The sequence below is a fragment of the Rahnella sp. Larv3_ips genome (assembly GCF_003697865.1).
Lineage (GTDB): Bacteria > Pseudomonadota > Gammaproteobacteria > Enterobacterales > Enterobacteriaceae > Rahnella > Rahnella rivi.
Window position 1 is genome coordinate 438,202 of sequence record NZ_MJIB01000014.1, and the last position, 11,437, is coordinate 449,638.

The 11,437-nt window shown below is 49.6% G+C and carries 11 protein-coding genes; 7 read left to right on the forward strand and 4 right to left on the reverse strand.

Annotated features, from left to right (window positions below; all coding sequences use genetic code 11):
* Positions 1–166 precede the first annotated feature (166 nt).
* Positions 167–1,090, forward strand: coding sequence for a 2-dehydropantoate 2-reductase (gene panE / locus ED901_RS18580; RefSeq protein WP_122096829.1), 924 nt, complete (start codon positions 167–169; stop codon positions 1,088–1,090).
* A gap of 395 nt (positions 1,091–1,485) precedes the next feature.
* Here the strand turns inward: panE and ED901_RS18585 are convergent, their stop codons facing one another.
* A complete protein-coding gene (locus ED901_RS18585; protein ID WP_122096830.1) occupies positions 1,486–1,899 on the reverse strand; it encodes an H-NS family nucleoid-associated regulatory protein in 414 nt (137 codons plus the stop codon).
* A gap of 449 nt (positions 1,900–2,348) precedes the next feature.
* Positions 2,349–3,227, reverse strand: coding sequence for a LysR family transcriptional regulator (locus ED901_RS18595; protein ID WP_122096954.1), 879 nt, complete (start codon positions 3,225–3,227; stop codon positions 2,349–2,351).
* Positions 3,228–3,328: 101 nt separating this feature from the next.
* Here ED901_RS18595 and ED901_RS18600 point away from each other — a divergent pair, with 101 nt between their 5' ends.
* Positions 3,329–4,720 carry an aldehyde dehydrogenase family protein gene (locus tag ED901_RS18600; protein ID WP_122096955.1) on the forward strand — a complete coding sequence of 464 codons (1,392 nt, stop codon included), beginning with the start codon at positions 3,329–3,331 and terminating at the stop codon, positions 4,718–4,720.
* Between the two features lie 238 nt (positions 4,721–4,958).
* On the opposite strand, the gene ED901_RS18605 is transcribed toward ED901_RS18600, so the two are convergent.
* Complete coding sequence (locus ED901_RS18605; protein WP_056779774.1) at positions 4,959–5,294, reverse strand: hypothetical protein; 336 nt, start codon at positions 5,292–5,294, stop codon at positions 4,959–4,961.
* Positions 5,295–5,537: 243 nt separating this feature from the next.
* On the opposite strand from ED901_RS18605, the gene ED901_RS18610 reads away from it, so the two are divergent.
* Both ED901_RS18610 and ED901_RS18615 read left to right on the forward strand, forming a co-directional pair.
* The gene (locus tag ED901_RS18610) at positions 5,538–5,753 is read left to right on the forward strand and encodes a hypothetical protein (protein WP_056779771.1); all 216 of its coding nucleotides are present in this window, start codon (positions 5,538–5,540) and stop codon (positions 5,751–5,753) included.
* Between the two features lie 176 nt (positions 5,754–5,929).
* Complete coding sequence (locus ED901_RS18615; RefSeq protein ID WP_122096832.1) at positions 5,930–7,195, forward strand: glycoside hydrolase family 10 protein; 1,266 nt, start codon at positions 5,930–5,932, stop codon at positions 7,193–7,195.
* Between the two features lie 87 nt (positions 7,196–7,282).
* Here the strand turns inward: ED901_RS18615 and ED901_RS18620 are convergent, their stop codons facing one another.
* Positions 7,283–8,560: a PTS ascorbate transporter subunit IIC gene (locus tag ED901_RS18620; RefSeq protein ID WP_056779768.1), complete on the reverse strand. Its 1,278-nt coding sequence runs from the start codon at positions 8,558–8,560 to the stop codon at positions 7,283–7,285.
* Between the two features lie 565 nt (positions 8,561–9,125).
* Between ED901_RS18620 and ED901_RS18625 the strand changes: the two genes are divergently transcribed.
* The 3 genes from ED901_RS18625 to ED901_RS18635 all read left to right on the forward strand — a co-directional run.
* Complete coding sequence (locus tag ED901_RS18625) at positions 9,126–9,899, forward strand: type IV toxin-antitoxin system AbiEi family antitoxin domain-containing protein (RefSeq protein WP_122096833.1); 774 nt, start codon at positions 9,126–9,128, stop codon at positions 9,897–9,899.
* 6 nt (positions 9,900–9,905) lie between these two features.
* Positions 9,906–10,826, forward strand: coding sequence for a nucleotidyl transferase AbiEii/AbiGii toxin family protein (locus ED901_RS18630; protein ID WP_122096834.1), 921 nt, complete (start codon positions 9,906–9,908; stop codon positions 10,824–10,826).
* Positions 10,827–11,172: 346 nt separating this feature from the next.
* On the forward strand, positions 11,173–11,437 hold a 265-nt coding region (locus tag ED901_RS18635; protein ID WP_162997900.1), incomplete at its 3' end, for a DUF1471 domain-containing protein.

Sequence of the window (11,437 nt, forward strand, 5' to 3'; positions counted from 1 at the left end):
TTGAAGAAAAAATGATGCTGAATAGTATCACGCGACAAAATCATCAAAAATTCTTCTTTACTGTCTCCCAGCCCTTTATTCCCTGACACTTGATTCAAAGGCACTGTCTGCCGTAGTTTACACCCTCGGGTTTGTTTCTGAATGTCTTGAACTATGAGGAATATATATGCGGATTCTCGTTGTGGGCGCGGGCGCGACCGGCGGATATTTCGGCGCGCGGTTGGCGCAGGCCGGGCAGGATGTGACGTTTCTTTTACGTGAAAAGCGCGCGCTTGCGGTTCAGCGCGACGGGCTGACCGTGCACAGCCCGCACGGTGATTTCCATTTCCAGCCGTCAGTATTACAGGCATCGCAACTCACCGGACCTTATGACCTGATCCTGCTGACAGTGAAAAGCTTCGGGCTGGAAGCGGCGATTAAGGACATCGCGCCGGTGGTAGGTGAAGATACGATGATCCTGCCGGTGCTGAACGGCATGAAGCATATAGAGACGCTGAGCCAGCGTTTTGGCGAACACGCCCTCCTCGGCGGTTTATGCAAAATCAATGCGACCCTGGATGCCGACGGCCATATCCACCAGATGACCCCGATGCACCAGATCTATTACGGTGAACTCTCCGGTGAAAAAACCGCGCGCATTCAGCGTGTCGATCAGGCGTTCAAAGAGGCGGGTTTCGAGGCATTCCTTTCTGAAACGATCATGACCGATCTGTGGGAGAAATGGCTTTTGCTTTGCAGTTTTGGCGCGATCACCTGCACCATGCACGGCAATATCGGTCAGGTAGCGTCTGCGCCGGGCGGCACGGAGTTTGCGACAGGCATCGTTAATGAAGCGCTGACCACCATGAAAGCGTTCGGTTATGCAGAACGCGCGGCGGCAGTGGCGAAAGTTAAAGAAGCCGTCACTGACAAACACTCTGAACAAACCTCCTCCATGTACCGCGATATGACGCAGGGTAACCCGGTAGAAGCAGACCAGATTGTCGGCGATCTGGTAGAGCGCGCAATTCGTGTGGGAATAAATGTTCCGCTTTTACAGGCGGCATATACCCATCTTTGTGTGTACCAGAACAACCGCCAGAACGCTTAATTCTTTCCTGATGCCCGTTCCCGTAGCGGGCTATTTTTTCGATCCTTATCTTATCCCCTAATAATATAAAGCACATTCTCTGAATAAACCCCACTGGCTACAGGGATGCAAAATTTCAGCCAGTTCGTCATCATTCACATATAACAATATCCGGCAAACGCAGAAGCGGCAGTGAAAAACTTACATTTACTTTACTGGTGAAGATGTGTTCAGAGACGGGAAAGGATCTTAAAAGATCGTAACGCGCAGAGGAAAAGTATTATCAGGTGACTCAATAGACTGGGATTTTTGAAAATAAAAACGGGTAAGGAAAGAGCAATATTGTTATCCGTGACTTCCTGTTTCGCGTTAACAAAACAGGAAATCCCAGAAACATCAGTAATACAGTCGTATCATTAACGCGCGATCAGGAAGCTTTCCAGCGTCGCACCGCCATCCAGAGCAATTTTAATTGCTGATGGCGTACGGCCCTGACCGGTCCAGGTTTTTTGCTCGCCGTTGGTATCTTTGTATTGATAAATGGCCGGGCGTGGCTGGCGTTTAGACTTGGTTTTGGTGGTTTCTTTCGTGCCCTGATGCGTGACCAGATCATCGATATCAATGCCGTCTTCTTCCAGCATTTTGCGATATTTAGATAATTTCTCGTTACGTTCTTGCTGTTGAGCGCTCACTGCTTTTACATTTTCGCGAGATTCTTCAACAATGGCCGTCAACTTCTCGAGGATTTCTTCCAGTGTTTCTAAAGGCATTTCACGTGCCTGTGCGCGAAGTGTACGGATATTATTCAAAACGTTTAATGCGTTGTCCATGATGTTCCTGCCAGTCTGAGAGTTTATTTTTTGAAAGTGCGTCTGATTCTACACAAACAAATAACTATATCAATTGCGCCAGCGTAATATTACAGCTTGTTACGCAATATTCTGTCTGTTTGTTTCTTTGTATTAACTGACATTTCCATTAAGTGAAATTTTTACTCTTAGTTTTAATAGTGTCGCAGAGTGAATGATGCGCCCGATATAATGTTGCTTATATCGCCATTCTCCGCAGAGAGTTTATCTTTTTAACCCTCCTTCCGGAAAAAGTCCCCTTTTCCAGATGTTAAACACAGAATTTGCGAAAAATCCGCTGGAAGAGTTCACATCTCCCGACTTAGAATGTGACGCAAATCACATAAGAGTCGTTCCTTTCACCATGTACAAAACCCTGTTTTACGTCTTTGCGGGCTGCCTGATGTTCAAACTCGCGCTGGACTGGCAAATTATTTTGCAGGTAGCAGAGGGCTGATCTCCGACGCCATGGTCACGAATTCCGAGAGATTTCGCGTCAGACTTGCCCGCCGCCATATCAGCCAGGTCGTCAGAAACCGGTAATTCTCCGCCAGCGGCCAGCAACTGACCGTGCTGCTGCCGGGCATACTTTCCAGCATACTGCGCGGCATCAGCGCCAGCCCGCCACCGGCAATAACGCACGCCAGCATCCCGTGGTAAGACTCCATTTCATAGATTTTGCCCGGCGCAGCGTCATCTTCCCTGAACCAGCTTTCAAAATGCCGCCGGTAGGAACAGTTGGCGCGAAAGGCATACACAATCTCGCCGTTCACTTCCTGACCGCGGGTCACTGGCGGATGGTCGTGTGGCGCGACGATCACCATCTCTTCCTGATAGACCGGCACACCATCGAGCACCGGATGCAGCACAGGGCCATCAACAAAGGTGGCTTCCAGCTCCCCTTCGAGCACTTTCTCCAGCAACTCTCCGGAAGGACCGGTGCTAAGCGCCAGCTCGACCTTACCGAATTTCTGGTGATAACGCGTCAGCAGCGGCGGAATGCGCACCGCTGCGGTACTTTCCAGCGCCCCGAGCGCGAATACGCCCTGCGGTTCACTGCCGGATACGGACATCCGCGCCTCTTCCACCAAATCCAAAATACGATTGTTGTAGCTGAGAAAATTCCGGCCAGCCGGTGACAGACGAAGCCGCTGGTTCTCGCGGATAAACAATTCCACGCCCAGTTCGGCTTCCAGTTGCCTGATACGGGTGGTGAGATTGGAGGGTACGCGGTGCACCAGCAGCGCGGCGGCGCTGATACTGCCGGTTTGGGCAACGGCGCGGAACATCTCCAGTTGTGACAGATTCATAGCCATTCTCAAAAAATGAAAGGAAAGTTCATTTTTATTCATTTTTAATGAAACGCGCAAGCCGTTATTCTCTCTCCATCACTCCTGATGAGGAAAAATCAATGACCCAGGCCACTCCCCAGACTCACGCTATTTCACTGAATCCGTTCAACGGCGAACGCCTTGCTGACTACGCCTATGATTCACCCCAGGCGCTGGAAGCCGCCGTTTCTCAGGGCAGCGACGCCTTTAAACACTGGCGTAATGTGGACATCAACGATCGCGCCACGCATCTGCTGCAACTGGCCGCTGAATTGCGAGATGACAGTGAAGACATCGCCCGCATGATCGCCCTTGAAATGGGTAAACCGGTAAAACAGGCGCGCGCGGAAGTCGAGAAGTCAGCCAGCCTGTGTGAATGGTATGCCAAACATGGCCCGGCCATGCTGGCACCGGAAACCACGCAGGTCGATAACGGTGAAGCGCACATCCATTACCGCCCGTCGGGGATGATTCTGGCGATCATGCCGTGGAATTTTCCGGTGTGGCAGATACTTCGCGGCGCCGTGCCGGCGCTGCTCGCCGGAAATACGTTTCTGCTAAAACCGGCACCGAACGTCATGGGCACTACCTATAGGTTGAAGCAGGCGGTGCTGAAAGCCGGTTTCCCTGCCGGTGCGTTTGGTGTCATTAATGTCGATACGCCCGCCGTGGCGGGGCTGATAGCCGATCGTCGCGTTACCGCCGTCACCGTGACCGGCAGCGTGCGCGCCGGGGCTGCCATTGCAGAACTGGCGGGTAAAGCGGTGAAGAAATGTGTGCTCGAACTCGGCGGTTCAGATCCGTTTATCGTGCTTAACGACGCAGATCTGGATGCGGCGGTGGCGGCTGCGGTCGCAGGCCGTTATCAAAATACCGGGCAGGTGTGTGCCGCCGCAAAACGCATGATTGTCGAAGCGGGCGTGCTCGATGCCTTTACGAAGAAATTTGTCGCCGCAACGCAGGCGCTGGTGACAGGTGATCCGCTGGACGAGGCCACCTACATCGGCCCGATGGCCCGTTACGATCTGCGCGATGAGCTGGATCAACAGGTACAGGACAGTCTGGCGCAGGGCGCAACCTTGCTGCTCGGCGGAGAGAAGATGGCCGGTAAAGGTAACTTCTATACGCCTACGGTTCTCGGCGACGTGACACCGGAGATGACGGCGTTCCGTCAGGAGCTGTTTGGTCCGGTCGCCGCAATTACCGTGGCGCGTGATGCGCGCCATGCCGTTGAGCTGGCAAACGACAGCGAGTTTGGTTTGAGTGCGACGATCTTCACGGCCAATCTGGATCTGGCAAATGAGATGACCGGCGAGCTGGAAACCGGCGGAGTCTTTATCAACGGTTACAGCGCATCGGATCCGCGCGTCGCGTTCGGCGGCGTGAAGAAAAGTGGTTATGGCCGCGAGCTTTCACACTTTGGTTTACGTGAATTCTGTAACGTGCAAACCGTCTGGACCGACCGCAAGTAATCGTCATCCCCCGCCCTGACCGATAATCACAGGATGGAAGCATCCTGTGATTATATCTTTTCGTTCTCTGCCGTTTCGCGAACATCAGTAGCCAATAACCGGTTTGAATGAAACAGATAAATCCCTGATCAGCGTGTCAGATATTTCACCACTCTGTTCTGATGATTTATCTAAAAAACGTTTTACCTCTGATGCCAGCCGTAGTGTTAATACGAATACAGGATCAAAGGAGAGAGCTTCATGTAAAGGTCATCGCCCAGGTAATTACACCCGCGACGACCGTAGTGAAGGTCAGCGCGACCAGAAAAAGAATGTCGATGACTTTTTCCAGCACCACATTACGACGCTGCCCGCGGGTTCTCAGCGCCCAGTAAGACATGATTGTGGTAGCCAGATACAAAATGGCGTTAATTGCCAGCAAATCATCGCCCAGCGTCCCTTCTCGTCTGAGAGTGGTAATAACCTGAAAAATCCCGATGACCGTAATGCATACGCCAACCATTCCCGCCGACGCGGTAAATATGTGCACCGAAATATCTTCGTCCAGCCTGGCATTGGTTTTTTTTCTGAGCATACCCTTTTCATCCTGTGTTTCCGCTTAAGCGTTATTCCTGCGGGACAGCGTAAAACTGATAACGAAACCTTAAACATAGGCGATTCTTTCTCAGGGTGCGCAGTGGTGACCAGGCAAAAGGCGAGGTATGAAGTCAAAAGAGGTGAGTAAGATGAGTAATTACAGATACCCCCTTTTCTTGTAAGGTTTATGGCGCAGTTTCATCTCTTGTTTTTCATCATGGATTAAGGAACCGACATTATTATGGAAACGTCTGTATGGATAGTTGGAGCGGTGATTCTGATTTCATTCATTATCGCGGCGTTAAAACCCAGACGGTGCGATGTGTGCAATATCGCGTTTAAACGCAAATATTACACATGGGAATTAGAAGGGAAAAAGCAGCATTTATGTCCAGGCTGTAATGGCAAAATGGAGAGAAAAATCAGCAAGGAAAGGTTTAAAAAGAGATTCGGATAACTGAGTGGCACGGCGGGGGCGTTAGCCCTGTGTCTAAGATATTGACTTTACGCGGCATAAACAGACAATGTCTCCTTTCGAGCGACTACCTTACAGAATCGGAGTCTACCATCGTCTGCTCTCTCAGCGCTCTACCACTCAAAAAAGTGAAGCATGGCATTGCACTGGTGGCTGCCATGCTTTTGCTGGCCAGTTGTTCTTCCAAACCGCCGAAGTCTCTGGTTACGCCACTTCCGCCGGTCAGTACCAAGCCCCTGCCGGGTAAAACCGCCCACGACAAGGAACCGGTACGCGGCGTCTGGCTGACCACGGTTTCTCGCCTGGACTGGCCACCGATGGCCTCCGTCAATGTCAGCAGCCCTGCCCTGCGCATCAGCCTGCAGAAAAAAGCGCTGATGGATAAGCTTGATAAACTGAAAACGCTGGGTATCAACACCGTATTTTTCCAGGTAAAACCTGATGGCACCGCGCTGTGGGCGTCCAGAATTTTGCCGTGGTCAGACATGATGACCGGTAAAATTGGTCAGGATCCTGGCTATGATCCGTTGCAGTTCATGCTTGATGAAGCGCACAAGCGTGGCATGAAAGTCCACGCCTGGTTTAATCCGTATCGGGTTTCTGTTAACACCAAACCTTCCACCGTGGCGGAACTCAATAATACCCTGACCCTGAACCCGGCCAGTGTCTTTGTCCTGCATCGCGACTGGATCCGCACCGCCAGCGATCGCTTTGTGCTCGACCCGGGTATCCCTGATGCACGTGACTGGATCACCAGCATTGTCGCTGAAGTGGTGTCCCGTTATCCTGTCGATGGTGTGCAGTTTGATGATTATTTCTATACGGAATCCCCCGGCTCCAGCCTCAACGACAACCTGACGTTCCAAAAATATGGAAAAGGGTTTGCCTCTAAAGCGGACTGGCGGCGACACAATACCCAGCAGCTGATCGAGCAGGTTTCCCGCACCATTAAACAGCTCAAACCGGACGTCGAGTTTGGCGTCAGCCCGGCTGGCGTATGGCGCAATCAGTCGCACGATCCGGCCGGTTCCCGCACGCAAGGCGCAGCGGCCTATGACGAAGCTTATGCCGATACCCGTCTTTGGGTTCAGCAGGGATTGCTCGATTACATTGCCCCGCAGCTGTACTGGCCTTTCTCGCGCAAAGCTGCGCGTTATGACGTACTGGCAAGCTGGTGGGCAGAGGTGGTCAAACCGACACACACGCGCCTGTATATTGGCATCGCGCTGTACAAAATCGGGGAACCTTCAAAAAATGAACCCGACTGGATGGTTAACGGCGGCGTGCCGGAACTGAAAAAACAGCTGGATTTAAACGACGCAGTACCCCAAATTCAGGGCACCATTCTCTTCAGAGAGAACTATCTCAACCAGCCTCAGACGCAGGAAGCCGTTCGTTATCTGAAAAGCCGCTGGGGGAGCTGACCGGCTAATTCGTCAGCGCCTCATTGCTTTCCCGCATAGCAAAAAAGCCGCCTTCAGTGCCTGAGGCGGCTTTTTCTTTACATCCTGTTATTTAAACAGACGCAGCAGATGATCTAACAGCAGGGAAGACAGGGTGAAATCCGGGTCCGCAAAAGTGACACCCTGAGCGCCGAGATGAGCAAACAGCGGCAGGGTCAGCGCAGGGAGAACACACAACAACAGCCCGTTTATGCCGCTGGCGATGACCGCGCCGCGGAACCCGCCGGTCGCGTTACCGAAGATGGCCGCAGCGCCGCCGGTAATAAAGCTCGCCATGATGCCGGGGACAATAATCGGCAATCCGATAAACGGAAAAATCAGGATACACACCAGTTCCACTGAGAAACTCACCAGAAAACCAATCAGCGTGGCATTCGGCGCTTTGGTAAACAGCACCATCACATCAACGGCCGGCACAGCGCCGGGCGCGAAGACTCGGGAAAATCCTTTAAAGGCCGGTACGATTTCCGCCGTAAATAAGTTAACGCCCGCCTTCGCTAAATAAAGCCCGCAGGCAAACACGGCTGACTGTTCAAGAATGAAAATAACCATATTCTTATCTGCCGCGCCCGCCCCGTACACCAGCGTCATGGCAGTTTTGATCTGCGGTTGCGTGGCGAAAACGCAGGAGATCAACAGCAGAACTAACATCGTCAGCAGTGTGGCGATATTGGGTTCACGAAGGAAGTCGAATTTATTACTGATTTTGAGATGTTCTGTGTCGGTTTTCTTATTGCCGAACCATTTCCCCATATAAGAACCAATAATGTAAGAAGAAATCGCGGCATGGGAAATAGCATATTCATCTGAGCCGATGATTTCACGGCTAAATTTATTAAGAAAGAACGGTGAGGCTGCCATATAGAAGCCGATAAATATCGACGAGATGATAATGATTGGATAATGGCTGTAGCCCAACTGCATCAGTACAGCGGTTAATGCAAAGGACATAAACAGCACCAGATGCAGCGAAAGATAGATAAATTTCAGGCGGGTAAATCTGGCCAGAAGAATATTTATCACCATGGAGAAAAGCAAAATAATCGCTGCGGTGGAACCAATCTGATCGATGGTTGCGGCCATGATCGCTTCGTTGCTGGGCACCACGCCGACAATGTCAAAAGCGCTGGAAAACAACGTACTAAACGCCGTTAACACTTTCATCAGGATTGAACCACCGACTTTGATCATGGTGAATCCGATGAAAGAAAGCGCCGTACCCGTGATTATTCTGGATACGGATGCCCTCTGAAATAGCAACCCCAGAAAAGCAATAATCGCAATTATCACCGCGGGCGTTCTAACCAAACTCAGAAATATATCCATCTTCCCCTCTTGTATTGAATTTTATTGTTTGAAAATTGCGGCACTTGTTATTTTTAAAAAACTTTAAATTCACATAAAATCAACATTCGCACTCATCACCGCTCATGTATAATGTGAAGATAAATTAATGAACCGCTGTTTCTTTTTATTTGGACTGATGTTTTATATAGATCACTAACAAGAGATGATGTGAACTGAGTCGCAATTAGTACAGGAGGGAATATATTTGAATCCGTTTTGGAAGGCAGTTAACAGGGTTTTGCTGAAAGCTAACTGACCACATGTCCCTTTATGGCCATCGTTAGCGGATGTCGTCAAATTACCTGTCGTTTTGCTTCAAGCTGTCTGAGGCGACGGCGGATGTAATCCGCTGCAACCCCCAAAATTTCTCTGGAAAGCATCTCTTACTTCCATCATTTGCCAGTTGGTTTAGCGACTGAAGCTGAGCTACAGTCCGCCCGCAATATCCAACAAGAACAAAATTGAATCGCATTCGGTTTACATATTATAAAATTTACGGCAATAATCGCCGTGAATTGTGGATTTCATAAACAAAAGGGGTTGTATGCTTAATACCGATGCGAGACAACGACTCAAAACGTTATTGCCCTCAGGCTTGGTGGCTACAAAAGCATGGCTTCAACAGCAAGGATTAGACCTGCATTTTATCGATAATGCGGTTAAAAGCAGGACATTGCGGATGCTCGTTCCGGGTGTGTATGTTTGTGATGAAACACCCTTAAGCTGGCAAGGCATCGTATCTTCTCTCCAGCGTATGCAACCTGCGTTCATCACTGTGGGGGGGATTACGGCGTTGAATCTGGAAGGTTTAGCACACTATCAGATTAAAAATCAGATCGTACCTGTCAGCCTTTATTCTGCAGGTTCGCCACCGGCATGGTTAAACAAAATTACTGCCTGCGCGAATTTTGAATGGCGCGGCACACGCCGTTTATGGCCCGACAGCATCATTGAAAATGCAGCATATCTCCGCGAAAACCAATGGCGACAATCACTGCCGCCGCTGCACTATTCCGGGCCAGAAAGAGCCATAATTGAACTTCTCGCAGATGTACCGAAAAACATCAGTTTTGAACATGTGGACCAAATCATGCAGGGGCTTTTCACCCTCTCTCCCCGCAAACTTGAACCGCTGTTACTGGCAAACTGCAGTATCAAATCAAAACGTCTCTTCCTTTGGCTGGCAGAGCGCCATAACCACGCCTGGTTAAAATACCTTAAGCCTGAGCAGTATGAGCTAGGCAGCGGAAAGCGGGTGATTGCTCATTCCGGCAGACTGGACACCACCTGGAATATCACCGTACCCAAGGATATGTAATCAAGAATGGACAGGGAAAGTATTTACTACAAACAGGTGCAGTTGCTGTTACAGCTGCTTCCTCTTATTGCCAAACACGATTGTTTTGCACTTAAGGGGGGGACGGCAATCAATCTTTTTATACGTGATTTTCCCCGCTTATCTGTTGATATCGATCTCGTGTATTTGCCCGTACTGGAGCGGGATGCTTCCCTCAGGGGTATCAAATCCGCATTAGATAATATTGCTCATTCTATAATCGTTACCCTTCCGGGCAGCAAAGTCCGTAAGTCCTACGAAGATAAAGATGATGCATTGCGGCTGACGGTTATACGTGACGGGGTCATGATAAAGATTGAACTCTCACCGGTATTAAGAGGAACCGTATATGAACCGGCCCTTCTCCCTGTCTGTGAGACGGTGGAAAATGAGTTTGGCTTTGCTGAGGTTTCAGTGGTGTCATTTGCTGATCTCTATGCCGGAAAAATTTGCGCGGCGCTCGACCGTCAACATCCAAGAGATTTGTTTGACATCAAATTCTTACTCGACAATGAAGGCCTCACTCCGTTACTGCGTAAAGCTTTGATGGTTTATATCATCAGTCATTCACGCCCTATCGCCGAGTTACTGCGGCCACATTTAAAAGACATCGCCGGGATCTATGAGGGTGAATTTCGCAGCATGGCAGATAAAGATGTTCCGCTGGATGAATTGCTCGCCGTGCGCAAACAATTGATTAAGCAAATCCATGCTGAAATGACTACAGATGAAAGAACATTTTTACTGTCATTCAAAAACAGAGATCCTGACTGGAATTTGCTGGGCCTGGATAACATAGATAAGTTGCCCGCAGTACGCTGGAAGCAACAAAATCTGTCGAATATGCCAGCAAATAAACACGCAGAAGCACTGAGTCAACTGAGGACAGTTCTTGAAAAAATCATTTAACCCTCGATATGAACTGAATTATCTTCGGACAAAAATCTGTCCATGTTTTCAAGCGAACGGAAACTGTCTGGTTATTATCATTCCGGCCACCGTAATCGCCTTTTGCAGTGCTCATGTCAAAAGTACCGAACCTGTAACTAAGTGAAAGCATCCTCTTTAGACATCGCGTTAATTGTGACGGAAGTTTACTTAACAACTAATTAGCAATTAAAGCTAAACGTCGTTACATGAAAAGGTGTTTCTTAGGGTTGTGCCCGCTCGAATTCTTATTCCCGCAAGTCACAAAATGTATGAGTAGCACGGCTATACGCCCGAACCTGAAGATGAACTAATGAGGAATAAAATCATGAAAGGCTTAGTAAATGATGTCTTGTCTATATTCTTTCCCAAGGATGTCAAACCTGTCTTAATCCGCTCAGGATTATCGCATCGTGAAATTTCCTCACTGCAGGCTGTAGGGGTGACAACAGTTTCATGGGCAACGTCCATGGAAGAACTCAACAACGCGTTTGTTAAAAAAGCGTTAGCGGCGGGTGCGGTCGGCTATCACATTACCAATGTGGAATCGCACAAACCGGGTAAAGATCAGCAACACGTCATGGCGGCAACCG

Excerpts from the sequence above, each read along its gene's own strand:
- ED901_RS18585 (WP_122096830.1), bottom strand. The coding sequence starts at position 1,899 with ATGGACAACGCATTAAACGTTTTGAATAATATCCGTACACTTCGCGCA.
- ED901_RS18610 (WP_056779771.1), top strand. The coding sequence starts at position 5,538 with ATGGAAACGTCTGTATGGATAGTTGGAGCGGTGATTCTGATTTCATTC.
- ED901_RS18595 (WP_122096954.1), bottom strand. The coding sequence starts at position 3,227 with ATGAATCTGTCACAACTGGAGATGTTCCGCGCCGTTGCCCAAACCGGC.
- ED901_RS18630 (WP_122096834.1), top strand. The coding sequence starts at position 9,906 with ATGGACAGGGAAAGTATTTACTACAAACAGGTGCAGTTGCTGTTACAG.
- ED901_RS18625 (WP_122096833.1), top strand. The coding sequence starts at position 9,126 with ATGCTTAATACCGATGCGAGACAACGACTCAAAACGTTATTGCCCTCA.
- ED901_RS18600 (WP_122096955.1), top strand. The coding sequence starts at position 3,329 with ATGACCCAGGCCACTCCCCAGACTCACGCTATTTCACTGAATCCGTTC.
- ED901_RS18620 (WP_056779768.1), bottom strand. The coding sequence starts at position 8,560 with ATGGATATATTTCTGAGTTTGGTTAGAACGCCCGCGGTGATAATTGCG.
- ED901_RS18615 (WP_122096832.1), top strand. The coding sequence starts at position 5,930 with ATGCTTTTGCTGGCCAGTTGTTCTTCCAAACCGCCGAAGTCTCTGGTT.
- ED901_RS18605 (WP_056779774.1), bottom strand. The coding sequence starts at position 5,294 with ATGCTCAGAAAAAAAACCAATGCCAGGCTGGACGAAGATATTTCGGTG.
- panE (WP_122096829.1), top strand. The coding sequence starts at position 167 with ATGCGGATTCTCGTTGTGGGCGCGGGCGCGACCGGCGGATATTTCGGC.